The organism is Bacillus sp. HY001, assembly GCF_007558965.1.
Lineage (GTDB): Bacteria > Bacillota > Bacilli > Bacillales > Bacillaceae_G > Bacillus_A > Bacillus_A mobilis.
In genome coordinates this window covers 156,973-173,037 of record NZ_VLTE01000005.1, presented here as the reverse complement: position 1 = coordinate 173,037, position 16,065 = coordinate 156,973, and the positions used below count along the sequence as shown (strand labels likewise).

Genomic DNA, 16,065 nt, shown 5'->3' with positions numbered 1-16,065 from the left:
TTAGTACTTTTCATATGTTTTCTTAGAAAAATAAGAACAAAAGTTGTAAGCGCTATTTTAAATTAAGATAGAATCTGTTATCATTCATTAATGAAAACGTTTGCGCCTTAAAAAAGAAAATCGAATTATTAATGAAATGGGGTAGCATAATGGAAAAACAATGGTGGAAAGAAAGTGTAGTATATCAAATTTATCCTCGTAGCTTTATGGATAGTAACGGTGATGGTATTGGAGATCTTCGTGGTATTATTTCAAAGCTAGATTACTTAAAAGAATTAGGGATTGATGTCATTTGGTTATCGCCGGTCTATGAATCTCCAAATGATGATAATGGTTATGATATAAGTGATTATTGTAAAATTATGAATGAGTTCGGAACGATGGAAGATTGGGATGAGCTACTACATGAAATGCATGAACGTAATATGAAACTTATGATGGACTTAGTTGTTAACCATACTTCTGACGAACATAATTGGTTTATTGAGTCACGTAAATCAAAAGATAATAAATATAGAGATTACTATATATGGCGTCCTGGAAAAGAAGGAAAAGAGCCGAACAACTGGGGCGCAGCTTTTAGTGGATCAGCATGGAAGTATGATGAAATGACAGATGAATATTATTTACATCTGTTTTCTAAAAAACAGCCGGATCTAAATTGGGATAATGAAAAGGTAAGACAAGATGTTTATGAAATGATGAAGTTTTGGTTAGAAAAAGGAATTGATGGCTTTCGTATGGATGTTATTAATTTTATTTCTAAAGAAGAGGGTTTACCAGCTGTAGAAACAGAAGAAGAGGGGTATGTTTCAGGCCATAAGCATTTTATGAATGGCCCAAACATTCATAAATATTTACATGAAATGAATGAAGAAGTATTGTCTCATTATGATATTATGACGGTTGGTGAAATGCCTGGTGTAACGACAGAAGAGGCGAAAATGTATACTGGGGAAGAACGAAAAGAACTGCAGATGGTATTCCAATTTGAACATATGGATTTAGATTCAGGAGAAGGCGGGAAATGGGATGTAAAACCATGTTCACTCCTTACTTTAAAAGAGAATTTAACGAAATGGCAAAAAGCATTAGAGCATACTGGATGGAATAGCCTGTATTGGAATAACCATGATCAGCCTCGCGTTGTATCTCGCTTTGGTAATGATGGAATGTATCGCATTGAATCTGCGAAAATGTTAGCGACGGTGCTTCATATGATGAAAGGAACACCGTATATTTATCAAGGAGAAGAAATCGGAATGACAAACGTTCGATTTGAATCGATTGATGAATATCGAGATATTGAAACATTAAATATGTATAAGGAAAAAGTGATAGAGCGCGGTGAAGATATAGAAAAAGTGATGCAGTCTATTTATATAAAAGGCCGAGATAATGCTAGAACACCGATGCAGTGGGACAATCAGAATCATGCTGGATTCACAACAGGTGAGCCTTGGATTACGGTAAACCCTAACTATAAAGAAATCAATGTGAAACAAGCGATCCAAAATAAAGATTCAATTTATTATTACTATAAAAAATTAATTGAGTTACGTAAAAATAATGAGATTATTGTGTATGGATCATATGATTTAATATTAGAGAATAACCCTTCTATTTTTGCATACGTAAGAACATATGGAGAAGAAAAACTTCTTGTCATTGCAAACTTTACGGCGGAAGAATGTGTATTTGAATTGCCTGAGGACATTAAGTATAGTGAAGCAGAGTTATTCATACATAATTACGACGTAGAGAATGGATCGATAGATAACATGACATTACGTCCGTATGAAGCGATGGTATTTAAATTGAAATAAGAAAAAGCCTTATACCACTTGGTATAAGGCTTTTTTGATTACCATTTTAAGATTGAGAATCCATATGGAGGAAGTGTAACTTGTAATACACTTGCTTCCGCTGAAAATTCTTCGTTTGTATAAATGTTAATGATTTTCTTTCCAGTAACATGGAGAGGGAGGGAAGCAGTGATTTCACTATCAGTCGGATTTAAAACGAAAAAGATAGTTTCATCTTCATATGTTTTCGTATAAGAAATATAATTATGTTCATCATTTGCTTCGATGAATTGGAAAGTACCATGTCCTCCAAATGCTTTATATTGCTTTCGTAATGAAATTAATGTTTGTACATGTGTAAATAATGTATGATCTTGTTTTTTCGTATCCCAAATCATGCATTTGCGGCAAGCTGGATCCATACCGCCGTCCATACCAATTTCGTCTCCATAATAAATACAAGGAGAGCCGATGAAAGAAAGGTGGAATACATAAAGTAACTTTAACTTATTTTTATCTCCGTTACATGTTGTCAATATTCTTGGTGTATCATGGCTGTCTAATAAATGAAACGCTGCTTCATTTACGTTCATAGAGTAGGAATGTAGAGATTCTGTAATTTGTTTCATAAATTCATTTGCTTTAATGGAATCGTTAGCAAAGTAAGACAGTAGAGCGTTTGTAACAGGATAGCTCATTACAGCATCAAATTGATCTCCTTGTAGCCATGGAAGTGCATCATGCCAAATTTCTCCTAAAATATATACTTCAGGATTTAATGTCTTTATCTCGCTTCGGAATTCTCTCCAAAAGCTATGATCGACTTCATTTGCTACATCAAGGCGCCAACCGTCTATATTGAATTCTCTTACCCAGTAACGCCCAACTTCAAGTAAGTATTCTTTTACATCAGGATGTGCTGTATTTAATTTAGGCATATACGGTGTAAACGCAAAAGTATCATAATTCGGAAGTGGCTCAGTTCTAATCGGAAATTCATGAATATGGAACCACTCTTTATAAGCAGACTTCTCACCGTTTTCTAGCACGTCTTGGAATTTATCGAAAAAGTATCCACTATGATTAAACACGGCATCGAGCATTACTTTTATACCGTGTGTATGACATGCCTGAACGAGTTCTTTGAACGTTTCTTTCGTCCCGAATTGCGGATCGATTTCCATGTAGTCAATTGTGTCATATTTATGGTTTGAATGTGCTTTGAAAATAGGTGTGAAGTATATCCCTGAAATTCCAAGCTTCACAAGGTAATCAAGGTTTTGAATAATACCAGCAAAATCTCCACCGAAAAAATTAGTTGGAGTTGGCTCAGCACAGCCCCAAGGAAGAGTGTTTTCTGGATTTAGTGCAGGATCACCATTCGCGAACCGTTCTGGGAAAATTTGATACCAAACGGTTTCTTTAATCCAAGAAGGTGCTTTGAATACATCATTTGCATGAATAAATGGAAAACAGAAAAAGTTACCAACGTCATCATTTGGAATGGTAGAGAAAAATCCGCGTTCTGAATAAATAAGCGTTTCTGTATCATTTTTTAATTCGAATCCATAACGTAAGCGCTTAAATTTCGGTTCGATAGAAATGGACCAATAATCAAACAATGCGGTAGAACCAGTTTTTTTCATCGGTGTATTTGATGTAATCCATTTCCCGTCTTTCCAGTCATAAGGATCACCGTAAATAAGAGTGGCGCTTTGAACATCGTCTCTTTGAGTACGTATTCGGATGTGAATCGTTTTTTCATCGTAAGCGTATGCGTAATTATCTTTTGGCCTATGATAAATGGCTTCTTTAAGCATATAGAAAATCCCCCTTTAATATCTCCATACTTATTGTTCCCTTACGTGTAATAATAAAGCATATGTTGCAAACGATTGCCTTTTGCATAGCTTTAATATTGCTTATAAGAGTAGTATTCATTTCATATAAAGTCAATGTATAAGGAGTATAGTAATAATATTTTAAAAATTAATATTTGCAAAATGAATAAAAGAATGTATAATGATAGACAAATAGCGCAAACGTTTTCATAGATTGAGATATTGTTTGCGCTTCTATTAAACCATTCAATGCAAACGTTTTCAATTAGTAAGGTACATATACAACTTAGGGAGGTTTTTGGGATGAAGAAAGCATTATCATTATTAACGATTTCAGCATTATCAATTGGTATGTTATCTGCATGTGGACCGAAAGATTCAGGGAAGAAAGAAGAAAGTAAAGCAAAGAAAGATTACGATCTTCTCGTTTGGGAAGATGATAAAAAAGGTGTTGCTTTAGAACCAGCAGTGAAAAGTTTTGAGGAAAAATATAAAGTAAAAGTAAAAGTTGTTGAAATGCAAATGACAGATCAAGTGAAGAAGTTACGCCTTGATGGACCAGCGGGGACTGGACCAGATGTTGTAACATTGCCACATGATCAAATCGGAAACGCAGTAACAGAAGGTTTACTTTCAGAAGTGAAAGCTGATGATGCTGTAAAGAGTAAATTTACTGATTCATCAATAGCAGCACAGACATATAACGGGAAATTATATGGTTTACCAAAAGCAATTGAGACACCAATCTTTATTTACAATAAAAAATTAATGCCAAAAGCACCAGAAACGATGGACGAGCTGTTTAACTTCTCGAAAGAATTTACGAAGGATGGCAAGTACGGATTTTTAACACTAGGAGATAACTTCTACTTTGCTAATGCATTCATGGCAGGTATGGGTGGCTATGTGTTTGGTGAAAAAGATGGAAAGCCAAATGCAAGTGATGTTGGATTAAATAATAGCGGAGCAGTACAAGGTGCGGAATACCTTCAAAAATGGTACAAAGAAAAGTTATTCCCGAAAGGTATTATCGGTGAATCTGGTGGACCTGCTGCTGATGGACTATTTAACGAAGGAAAAGCAGCATCTATCATGAACGGACCTTGGGCGTTCCAAGCGATGGAAAAGAACGGAATTGATTATGGTGTTGCTCCAATGCCTAAATTACCAAATGGTCAACCAATGAAAACGTTTGTTGGGGTTAAAGGATGGCATGTAACAAGTTTCTCTAAACAAAATGATTTAGCTACAAAGTTCACTGAATGGGTAACGAATGAAGAAAACGCAAAAATTCGATTTGAGAAAACAAAAGAAATTCCTCCAGTAAAATCAGTAATGGAAGATCCAATTATTAAAGATAATGAAGCTGCAAAAGCAGTTGCAACGCAATCTGAAAATGGAATTCCAATGCCAAACATTCCAGAAATGCAAGAAGTATGGAAACCAGCTGGAGATGCGCTTCAATTAGTTGTTACGGAGAAAGAGGCACCAAAAGCAGCACTTGATAATGCAGTGAAGCAAATTAAAGGTAATATTGAGGCAAATCATAGTAAGCAAAAATAAGGTGAAATTCGTGCCTCTAATATGAGAGGCACGAATTCTCTCCCAGAAAAAAGGGGGAAGGAACATGCAAACATTGGAACCAGCAAACGGCTTAAACGGTTCAAAACATAGGAAAATGGCAACCATGTTATCAATCATTCCAGGCATGGGCCAAATGTATAATAAACAATTTGTAAAAGGTCTTATTTTTCTAGTATTAACAGGTTCATTTATTGTAGCATTTGCTGATTTATTAAATATGGGATTATGGGGAATTGTAACGCTTGGTACAGAAGTTCCACGTGACCATTCTGTCTTTCTATTAGTAGAAGGAATCTTGGCACTCATCGTCATCGCGTTTGGACTCGGAATATATGCATTTAATTTATATGATGCATACCAAAACGGGAAGAAACGTGATATAGGAACCCCATTAAACTCTGTAAAAGAGCAATACCGTAATTTACTAGATCAAGGTTTTCCATATTTAATGGTTTCACCAGGTTTTCTATTACTTATCTTTGTAGTTGTATTTCCAATCATCTTCGTAATTTTAATTGGATTTACGAATTATGATTTATACCACTCTCCTCCAGCTAAATTAGTAGATTGGGTGGGCTTCAAAAACTTTATTGATATCTTTACATTACCGATGTGGAGAGAGACATTTTTAAGCGTATTTTCTTGGACTGTCATTTGGACATTCGTTGCAACGACATTACAAGTTGCGCTTGGTATTTTCTTAGCGATTATCGTAAATCAGCCTGGTATTAAAGGGAAGGCAATTATTCGAACAATCTTCATTTTACCGTGGGCGGTCCCAGCATTCGTATCTATTCTTGTTTTCTCTGGTATGTTTAATGAAACATTTGGAGCAATTAACAATCAAGTATTGGCGTTATTTGGAATCGAAAAGATTGCTTGGATGACAGATCCGTTTTGGGCAAAAATCGCTTTAATTATGATTCAAACGTGGCTTGGATTCCCGTTCGTCTTTGCAATGACAACAGGTATACTGCAATCGATTCCAGGGGAGTTATATGAAGCTGCTACAGTAGATGGAGCTACAGCTTGGCAACAGTTTCGTAAAATTACATTGCCACTTGTTCTATATGCAACAGCACCAATATTAATTACGCAATATACGTTTAACTTTAATAACTTTAGTATCATCTATTTATTTAATGGTGGAGGTCCTGCTGTAGCTGGACAAGACGCAGGTGGAACGGATATTTTAATTTCATGGATTTATAAGTTAACGATGACTTCAGCGCAGTACGGGAAAGCAGCAGCTCTTACAATGATATTATCGTTAATCGTTATTACAGTTGCGTTATGGCAATTTAAGAGAACAAAATCATTCCAAGAAGAGGATATGATGTAAATGAATATTAAAAGACAAAAGATGTTACGTCTCTCATTAAGTTATTTCGTTATTTTCGTAATGTGTGCCATCATTTTCTATCCGTTATTATGGATTATTGGCTCATCGTTTAATCCAGGTGATAGTTTATCTGGATCAAGTATTATTCCGCAAAATGCAACGTTAGATCATTATCGTAAGTTATTAGATTTAGAGAATAGTAATTATTTACTATGGTATAAAAACACATTAAAAGTAAGTGTTATAACGATGATTTTCTCAGTGTTAGCAATTAGTTTTACTGCTTATGCATTTTCAAGATACCGTTTTGTTGGAAGAAAAAATGGATTATTAACATTTTTAATTCTACAAATGATCCCGAACTTTGCGGCGCTAATCGCTCTATACGTATTAGCACAGTTAACAGGGTTAATCGATACGCACCTTGCATTAATTTTAATTTATGTAGGCGGGGCAATTCCAATGAATACATGGCTTATGAAAGGATATTTTGATACGATTCCGAAAGAATTGGATGAGTCAGCTCGTATGGATGGGGCAGGACATTTCCGTATTTTTTGGCAAATCATTATGCCACTTGCAAAGCCAATTGTAGCGGTTGTGGCGTTATTTACTTTCATCGGTCCATTTACAGATTTCATTTTAGCGAGTGTTATTTTGCGCACACCAGAAAATTATACGTTAGCAGTTGGGTTATATGAAATGGTAGCGAAGAAATTTGGTAATGAATTCACAACGTTTGCAGCAGGTTCAGTATTGATTGCAATCCCAATTTCAATTTTATTCCTATCACTACAAAAATACTTTATCTCTGGTTTAACTGCTGGAGGTACGAAAGGATGAAAAATGGGACGTTACGTCCCATTTTTCTTTTCATCGCCCTATAAAAAATTTTATAGGGCGATGAAAAGGGATTTGACATCACATATGAAAAGAAGTGAAATAAATAGTATATTATAGTATAGGAAAAAAGAGCTATATCCCTTACAATACATGGAGAGGGAGAATATGATAGGTTTTACAAGATAGACTCAATAAAAGTTAATGACTTCTCCTATTACTTGCAACGGGTGCAAGATTAAAATATAAAAAATGACAGAGAAGTGAGAGGAGGGGGATTTTTATGACAGTTACAATTAAAGATGTGGCGAAGAAGGCGAATGTAGCACCATCTACCGTTTCTCGTGTAATTGCTGATAATCCAAGTATAAGTGAAAAAACAAAGCGTCGTGTTCGGAAAGTAATGAGTGAACTAGGGTATCATCCCAATTTAAACGCAAGAAATCTAGCTAACCAAACAACGAAAACACTTGGACTTGTTATGCCAAGTTCTGCAAGTAAAGCTTTTCAAAATCCGTTTTTCCCAGAAGTTATAAGAGGGATTAGTTCATTTGCACATGTGGAAGGGTATGCGCTTTATATGTCGACAGGTGAAACGGAAGATGAAATTTTTAATGGTGTTGTAAAGATGGTACAGGGACGCCAAATTGGTGGCATTATTCTTTTATATTCAAGAGAGAATGATCGGATTATTCAATATTTGCATGAACAAAATTTCCCGTTTGTTTTAATCGGGAAACCGTATGATCGAAAAGATGAAATTACATATGTAGATAATGACAATTATACAGCTGCAAGAGAAGTAGCAGAATATTTGATTTCATTAGGTCATAAACAAATCGCGTTCATCGGCGGTGGATCAGATTTACTTGTAACGAGAGATCGTTTGGCTGGTATGAGTGATGCTTTAAAATTAGCAGACATTGTATTACCAAAAGAGTATATTTTACATTTTGATTTTTCGAGAGAAAGTGGTCAACAAGCCGTTGAGGAGCTAATGGGGCTGAAGCAACCACCGACAGCAATTGTGGCAACGGATGATCTAATTGGACTTGGTGTGTTAAGTGCACTTTCTAAAAAAGGATTCGTTGTACCGAAGGATGTTTCTATTGTAAGCTTTAATAATGCTTTATTATCAGAAATTGCGAGTCCGCCACTTTCGACAGTTGATGTGAATATATATCAACTAGGGTATGAGGCAGCAAAAGCTTTAGTGGATAAAGTAGAGAATGCGGAGTCTACTGCAAAGTGTATTATTATTCCTCATAAATTACTGAAGCGCCAAACTTGCGATCATTATGCATAAAAAAAGCTAAGAGTTTAACTCTTAGCTTTTTGTTGTAGAAAGGCCTCTAATCGATCGCAGCCTTCTTTTAAAGTTTCAATACTATATGCATAGGACAAGCGAAGATAGCCTTCACCATATTCAGAAAATGCTGTCCCAGGAACGACAGCTAATCCAGCTTCTTTTACAAGATCAAGTGCAAAATCAAATGATGAAGATGTTAAATGCCCAACATATGGGAATAAGTAAAATGCACCTGTGGGCTTTTCAACTGTTAAGCCCATTTGAATGAGCCTATTATATACGTAATCACGGCGCTTTTTGTATTGATGACGCATCATTTTTGGTGCATCTTTAGCAGCTGTTAATGCTTCAATTGCAGCGTACTGAGCGATTGAAGTAGCGCACGTTACGTTGTACTGATGAACCTTTAGTATATGTCCTGCTAAATAGCTTGGTGCGAATAATAGACCGATACGCCAGCCAGTCATAGAATGAGATTTTGATAAACCGTTAATGACGATAGTTTTTTCACGCATTTCTGGGAAATGAGCGATAGACGTATGTTTTTGTTCATATACAAGTTCGCTATAAATTTCATCAGAAAGGACGAAAATATTTTTATCTTTTAAAACATCTACAATATCTTGTAGTTCTTCTTTTGATAAAGTTACACCAGTTGGATTAGAAGGATACGGCAAAACGACGCATCTTGTTTTTTCTGTAATAGCATTTTCTAGTGCTTCGGCTGTTAAACGGAAGCCAGTTTCACGAACATCGATAAAAATAGGTGTTGCGCCGCATAATCGAATAATTGGTTCGTATCCTGGATAAATAGGCGCAGGTAAAATAACTTCTGTTCCTGGCTCTAAAATTGTTCGGAATGCTACATCAATAGCTTCACTGGCACCGATTGTAACGATGGTTTCGTTTTCAGGTGAATACTGTAAATCGTAGTTATCTTTTACAAAGTTACAAGCTGCCTTGCGTAATTCTAATAAACCAGCGTTATGTGTATAGCTCGTGTAATTTTCTGTAATAGCCCGTTTAGCAGCTTCTTTTACGAGAGAAGGTGTAGGAAAATCGGGTTGTCCAATTGTTAAAGAGATAAGATTATCATAGTTTTGAATCATGTTAGAGAATTGACGGATTCCAGAAATTTGGATGTCCTTTACTCTAGGATTAATGAATTGTTCCATTGTATCTCCCTTTCTTCCGTTTGAAAATTAAGTTCATTTTAACATATTTTCTATGATTTCGCTTGCGTATATGTTATGTAGAAAGAGAGAGAGAATAGAAAAAAAGCCGCTATAAGCGACTTTTTAATATCCGTACTCCCAATCTATTTCATCTTCATTCCATAGTACAGAGGATACTTTGCCAAGGTGAACAACTGATTCATTCACAGCACATGTGCAATTTTCATCTCCTGTTTTATGCTGTAACTCTTCATATACCGATTTTTCAACATTTTCTAGAACGACCAAATTTTCTTCTTTTAAAACAAGCGTAGTACCCGCCATATTTATCTTCCTCCTACTAAAATAATGATCACTTATTTGTAAACATAGATAGTATGGATTATATGCTGTATTTTGCTATAGTTGTCCGTCTCATGAAGTATTTTTTTATTTTCTTTGTAATCCGTATTCATTGTATACTGCCAGGCAGAAATTTGGTACAGGGTTTACATTCATTTCGAAAATCTGTAACAATTATTATGTGATGTTAACAAAGAATTAACAAATATGTTAAGAAAAATCAAAATTTTAAAACAAATAAAGCCGTAAAATGATATAATCATATCAAAATACATATAGGGGATGAGAGGCTATGGAGCTTATCCGTGATTTAATGATCCAAATTGCCATCATTATTTTGCCACTATTTTTATATGAAGCGATTCGCCTAAATCGTTATCAAGAAATGCCTCCGAAGCCGAACCGCTACTTTATTATGTTTCTATCTAGCATTACACTCGTTCTCTCCATGACATACTCTATTTGTTTTGGTGACATTTGTGGGTATAACTTTCACCCAATCCCGATTGTTAGTGGTTTTTTATATGGTGGGATTGTTGGTTTAATCCCGGCCGTTATTTTTGTTGCATATGAATGGGCACTAAAAGGAATGAACCTTCTTCCAGTCATAGAAGTAATATTTCTATTAATCGTTCCATTATTTTTATCAAAGAAATGGTCTCTATTTTCAAGAGATAAGAAGCTAATTTTAGCATTTATGATTTCATCATTGTACGTACTTGTTTCTCTAGTGATTGGCATAATTACTGTTCTGTTAGAAACGGGGTTTACACCGCATATTTCGCACATATATAGCGGATATATATTTGCTTCGCTTATTATGGTTATGACAATGGTATTTCAGGTGTACTTAACAGAATATTTAAATGAAAATGCAATACTACGTACAGAGATGCAAAAGTCAGAAAAGCTTAATATTGTAAGTGAGTTGGCAGCAAGTGTTGCACATGAGGTTCGAAATCCGCTCACTGTTGTTCGTGGCTTTATTCAATTGCTAGAAAGTACGGAAGATGTGAAGAATAAGGATTATATGCGTCTCGTATTAGCCGAATTGGACCGGGCAGAACAAATTATTTCAGATTATTTAAATTTAGCAAGGCCACAAATTGAGAAAAAAGAACACATTTGCTTATCCGCTCAATTAATAGAAATGACAACTCTTATGTCATCATTTGCAGCGATGCAAGGTGTATATTTGCAAGTTGAGATTTCTGAAAGTCTTTATACGATTGGCGATAAGACGAAATTGAAACAAGCTATTATGAATGTTGTTAAAAATGGTATTGAAGCAATTCAAGGAAATAAAGGGTATTTAAAAGTAACGGCTATGCAAAAAGATGAAACGATTGTAATAAGAGTTAAAGATAGTGGTGTTGGAATGACGAAAGAACAGTTAGCTAGGCTAGGACAACCATATTATTCTTTAAAAGAAAAAGGAACAGGATTAGGGCTTATGGTAACATTTAGTATTTTACAAGCGCATAATGGTACGCTGGAATATAAAAGCGAAAGTGGGAAAGGGACGGAAGCGATTATTATATTGCCAGCTGTACGAAATAAGGAATAAAAGTTACCGTTGGAAGGTAACTTTTTATTTTATATAGGAAAAAATATATTATTTTATTCAGTTGTTTTTCCTTCTTTTGTTCTGCTAAATAAACTCCTAAATGATTGGAAAAAGCTTTGTTCTTTTGAAGCTGCGACTAATCGTTTTGTTTCTTGAATTTCACGAATCACTTGCATAAGTTGTGCATCGCGGTTGCTGTCTTTATTATAAATTTGATTTACGAGTTTATTCATTTTTTCTTCTTGCTTAGATTCTCGTTTATACATATGATTCATTAATAAGTCCATCTTTTCTTTTTGTAGGGCATCTGTTTGAGCGGCATGATCTACTAACTCTTGTAGCATTTTTTCTTGAGAGCCTTCTTTTACATAGACTTGTTGCATCAATTCATCTAGCTTTTCATCTTTTAAACGATTTTGGGTAATAAGGGTAGAATTTTGATGAATAATTGCTTCATTTAATTGAGCGAGCATTTCAAGCTTTAACATGAACTCCTCAAAGTTACGCCCATCTTCTTTTTCTTTCGGTTGTATTTCTTGCGTATCTTGTATAACTGGTACAGGTGGGGCCTCTTTTTCTTTTAAAATAAGGGGTATTGTTTCTGAAATGTCTTCTTGCAATGTAGCAGCTCTTTCATGTATAGATTTCAATAGTTTTAAATCATCCAATTTATAAATACGAGCATCAGCTGTTTTGGAAATCATATAACCATGTTCCTCTAACAGTTGACTATATTTGCGAACTATATGTTTTGGGATGCCTGTTTTATTCGTGACATCTTTCGTTTTATAGGTAGCTTCCATAATATTTCCTCCCCAAAAAGTATCGTATATATCATTTCAATCTTTTATGAGGACTTCCTTTGAAAAAGAATGTCGGAAGGTTATTAGTTTTCTACAGCATTAGTGAAAAGATGAAGGAAAATGAGAGTTTTTTGGCGGAATGGCGAAGAAGAGCTAAAATAATGTCTGAAAACATATACAGGAGAAGTTTGTTATAATAACTGAGGAAAAGAAACTGGTAGAATCATGGAGGTATACATGAAGCAATTAAAAGGTATTATCATTTCAATTATTGCAATTCTTTCTATTGTAGTAGCGGTTTATGAAGTACTTGTTCCAGGGGAAACAAGTATCAAAAAAACAAATGCGTATGATCAAGTTCTAGAATTTCCGAAAGAGCGATATCCAGAGACAGGGAAACATATTACGGATGCTATAAAAGAAGGACATTCAGAAGTTTGTACAATCGACCGTGGTGGTGCTGCGGATAGAAGAAAATTATCGTTAGCTCCATATCCATCAAAAAAAGGGTATGATCGTGATGAATGGCCAATGGCGATGTGTAAAGAAGGCGGAAAAGGAGCACATATTGAATATATAAGTCCAGCGGATAACCGCGGGGCAGGGTCTTGGGTAGGAAATAAGTTAGACAAATACCCAGATGGTACGCGTGTGAAATTTGACGTAAAGTAGTAGTTGCATATTTCATAATGAAGGAGAAGGGGAACGATGGAGTTAACAATTTCGTATTCGCAATTAATGTTGATGAACTATGACGGTGAGCAGCCTTACGTTGACTGGACAGATGAAGATTTTGAAAGAGGTTATGCGAAGGCGGATGGAACTGTTATTTTTGAAGCACTCTCTGATTATACTTGTGAAGTAAAAGTGACCCAAGGGAAACATATTGAAAAAGAAGAAGTGATTAGAACGGTTACAGTTCCTTTCACAGTTGAAAATGGATGTATCGTTGTAACAAGTATTCTTTCAAATAAATTTCAAATCCCTATTCCAAATGGTGAGTATACAGTTGTATTACAAGCAACTCCTCTTGAAGAACCAACGGATGATGAATTATATAAAATACAATACGAATTCTTTTTTGAAAGTAAAGAATAAAAAATGGGTTATCCTCAAAAAGGATAACCCATTTTTGTTATGCGTTTGTTTTTAGCAGGGAACGAGCATCTTTTGCTGCTTGCACCATGTGTTCTAAAGCTGGAATAACTTCTTCTGTTCTTCTCGTTTTTAAACCACAATCAGGATTAATCCAGAAATATTTAGGATCGCATACTTCTAAAGATTGTTCTACGATTTTATACATTTCATCTTTACTCGGTACACGTGGGCTATGAATATCATATACACCTAGACCGATGCCTTTTTCATATGTTGTATGTTTTAATGTATCAATAAATTCACCGTGACTTCTTGAAGTTTCGATAGAAATCACATCTGCATCTAATGCACGAATTGCGTCAACAATATCTTCGAAGTTACTGTAACACATATGAGTATGAATTTGTGTTTCATTTGCTACAGAAGAAGTTGCTAAAAGGAAGGATTGTACTGCCCATGTAATATAAGCGTCCCAATCTTTTTCTTTTAGTGGCATTCCTTCACGAAGTGCTGGCTCATCGACTTGGATTACTCGAATTCCGGAAGATTCAAGTAATTCAATTTCGTGACGAAGAGCTAATGCAATTTGATACGAAACTTCTTTTCTTGGAATGTCATTTCGAACGAAGGACCAATTTAAAATTGTAACAGGTCCAGTTAACATTCCTTTTACAACTTTCTCTGTTAAGCTTTGTGCATAAACAGTTTCCTTAATAGTCATTCCGTTAATAAAGGCTACATCACCATAAATAACAGGTGGTTTTACGCAGCGGGAACCGTATGATTGCACCCAACCGTTTTTAGTGAATGAGAAACCAGCAAGACGCTCACCGAAATATTCGACCATGTCAGTTCTTTCGAATTCACCATGTACAAGGACATCAAGACCAATTTCTTCTTGGTAACGAATCCATTTTTCTGTCTCTTTTTCAATGAATTGTTCATATTGTTCATTTGAAATAACACCGTTACGCCATTCTTTTCGCGTTTGACGAACTTCAGTTGTTTGCGGGAAGCTACCGATAGTCGTTGTTGGTAACAATGGTAACTCCAGGGCAACTTGTTGTAATTCATAGCGCTTTTCAAATGGAAGAGGACGTGAAAAATCTTCTTCTTTTAGTGCTGTACGTGCTGCTTTCACATCTTCTCGGTTACGTGCAGCAGACGACCGAATTGTATGATGTACATTTCGGTATGTTTCCAGCTCATTACTAATGCTTTCTGTACCTTGAGTCAGAGCGGAATGAATAAGAACTAACTCTTCTAATTTTTGATTTGCAAATGCTAACGCATCAAATAGCTCAGTCGATAAGTGAGTTTCTTCTGTTTTATCGATTGGTGTATGCAATAAGCTACAAGAAGGCTGAACGATGAAATCTTTCGTTTGGACTTGTTTTTGTAACGTTGTAAATAATGTAAGAACTTCATCAAGGTCAGCTCTCCAAATGTTACGGCCATCTATACAACCGACAGCTAAAGTTTTATCAGCTGGGAATCCGTATTTTGAAATAGCATTTAGATTACCTTCTTTACCATGAACGAAATCTAATCCAATACCGGATACAGGGAATGTAATAATTTCTTCATAGTTTTCTTCTACACTATCAAAATATGTTTGTAAAAGAAGAGTCGCATTTGGAACATCTTTACGAATAGCTTCATAAATTTCTTTTGCTTGTTGTACTTCTTCTTTCGTTAAAGAAGCGAAAATCGGTTCATCAATTTGAATGACTTGTGCACCAGCTGCATGTAGTTCTGAAAGCAGTTGTACGTATGGTGCAACTAATTGTTTTAAAATTGTAGCGAATTGTTCTTGTGTATACCCTTTAGCTAATTTCAAGAAAGTATATGGTCCTAAAATAACAGGCTTTCCATCTACTCCTAATTCTTGTTTTGCCTCTTCGTATAAGCGAAGTGGACGATTATCTTTTAAAGAGATTTGTAATCCCTCTTCATATTCAGGAACTATATAATGATAGTTTGTGTTAAACCATTTTGTCATTTCGGAAGCTACGTGATCTTTAGAGCCACGCGCCATTGCGAAATATACATCAAGATAAGATGTAAACTCAGAAAAACGTGATGGAATAAATCCTAGCATATAAGCAGTATCCAAAACGTGATCATAATATGTAAAGTCGCCAACTGGAATGAGTTCAATCCCTTTTTCTTGCTGTACTTTAACGTGTTGAAGGCGAATTTCTTTCATCGTTGTTAAAAATTGTTCTTCATCGATTTTATTGGACCAAAAAGCTTCCAATGTTTTTTTCCACTCTCGTTGTAGTCCGATACGTGGATAACCTAAATTACTTGTTTGAATTGCCATTTCAAATTCCTCCCTAATTGAAAGTAAGCATTT

The 16,065-nt window shown here is 35.3% G+C and carries 13 protein-coding genes; 8 read left to right on the top strand and 5 right to left on the bottom strand.

Features of this window, described 5'->3' with window-relative positions; translation table 11 throughout:
- The first annotated feature begins 149 nt into the window (after positions 1–149).
- Positions 150–1,826, top strand: a complete 1,677-nt coding sequence (gene malL, locus FOT98_RS03500) for an oligo-1,6-glucosidase (RefSeq protein WP_063260484.1) — start codon at positions 150–152, stop codon at positions 1,824–1,826.
- A gap of 38 nt (positions 1,827–1,864) precedes the next feature.
- Here malL and FOT98_RS03495 read toward each other — a convergent pair whose 3' ends face one another.
- Complete coding sequence (locus FOT98_RS03495; protein WP_063260483.1) at positions 1,865–3,625, bottom strand: alpha-glycosidase; 1,761 nt, start codon at positions 3,623–3,625, stop codon at positions 1,865–1,867.
- A gap of 324 nt (positions 3,626–3,949) precedes the next feature.
- Between FOT98_RS03495 and FOT98_RS03490 the strand changes: the two genes are divergently transcribed.
- The 4 genes from FOT98_RS03490 (at position 3,950) to malR (ending at position 8,718) form a co-directional block, all read left to right on the top strand.
- Entirely contained in the window at positions 3,950–5,209 is a 1,260-nt protein-coding gene (locus FOT98_RS03490; protein ID WP_063260482.1) for an extracellular solute-binding protein, read from the top strand.
- Positions 5,210–5,273: 64 nt separating this feature from the next.
- On the top strand, positions 5,274–6,572 hold the full coding sequence (gene malC / locus FOT98_RS03485) for a maltosaccharide ABC transporter permease MalC (RefSeq protein ID WP_061678307.1): 1,299 nt from the start codon (positions 5,274–5,276) through the stop codon (positions 6,570–6,572).
- A complete protein-coding gene (gene malD / locus FOT98_RS03480) occupies positions 6,573–7,415 on the top strand; it encodes a maltosaccharide ABC transporter permease MalD (protein ID WP_001022594.1) in 843 nt (280 codons plus the stop codon).
- 280 nt (positions 7,416–7,695) lie between these two features.
- On the top strand, positions 7,696–8,718 hold the full coding sequence (gene malR, locus FOT98_RS03475; protein ID WP_061678306.1) for a maltose operon transcriptional repressor MalR: 1,023 nt from the start codon (positions 7,696–7,698) through the stop codon (positions 8,716–8,718).
- Positions 8,719–8,732: 14 nt separating this feature from the next.
- On the opposite strand, the gene FOT98_RS03470 is transcribed toward malR, so the two are convergent.
- Positions 8,733–9,896, bottom strand: a complete 1,164-nt coding sequence (locus FOT98_RS03470) for an aminotransferase A (protein ID WP_061678305.1) — start codon at positions 9,894–9,896, stop codon at positions 8,733–8,735.
- A gap of 123 nt (positions 9,897–10,019) precedes the next feature.
- Positions 10,020–10,220 (bottom strand): hypothetical protein, encoded by a 201-nt coding sequence (locus FOT98_RS03465; RefSeq protein ID WP_000929281.1) that lies wholly within the window; start codon positions 10,218–10,220, stop codon positions 10,020–10,022.
- 310 nt (positions 10,221–10,530) lie between these two features.
- Here FOT98_RS03465 and kinB point away from each other — a divergent pair, with 310 nt between their 5' ends.
- The gene (kinB, locus tag FOT98_RS03460; RefSeq protein WP_061678304.1) at positions 10,531–11,805 is read left to right on the top strand and encodes a sporulation sensor histidine kinase KinB; all 1,275 of its coding nucleotides are present in this window, start codon (positions 10,531–10,533) and stop codon (positions 11,803–11,805) included.
- Positions 11,806–11,858: 53 nt separating this feature from the next.
- Here the strand turns inward: kinB and FOT98_RS03455 are convergent, their stop codons facing one another.
- A complete protein-coding gene (locus FOT98_RS03455; protein WP_063260481.1) occupies positions 11,859–12,608 on the bottom strand; it encodes a DUF3967 domain-containing protein in 750 nt (249 codons plus the stop codon).
- A 237-nt stretch (positions 12,609–12,845) separates the two neighbouring features.
- Here FOT98_RS03455 and nucA point away from each other — a divergent pair, with 237 nt between their 5' ends.
- Both nucA and comJ read left to right on the top strand, forming a co-directional pair.
- Positions 12,846–13,280, top strand: coding sequence for a DNA-entry nuclease (nucA, locus tag FOT98_RS03450; protein ID WP_063260480.1), 435 nt, complete (start codon positions 12,846–12,848; stop codon positions 13,278–13,280).
- 36 nt (positions 13,281–13,316) lie between these two features.
- A complete protein-coding gene (gene comJ / locus FOT98_RS03445; protein WP_063260479.1) occupies positions 13,317–13,706 on the top strand; it encodes a competence protein ComJ in 390 nt (129 codons plus the stop codon).
- 37 nt (positions 13,707–13,743) lie between these two features.
- Here the strand turns inward: comJ and metE are convergent, their stop codons facing one another.
- Positions 13,744–16,032 carry a 5-methyltetrahydropteroyltriglutamate--homocysteine S-methyltransferase gene (metE, locus tag FOT98_RS03440; protein ID WP_063260478.1) on the bottom strand — a complete coding sequence of 763 codons (2,289 nt, stop codon included), beginning with the start codon at positions 16,030–16,032 and terminating at the stop codon, positions 13,744–13,746.
- Between the last annotated feature and the right edge of the window lie 33 nt (positions 16,033–16,065).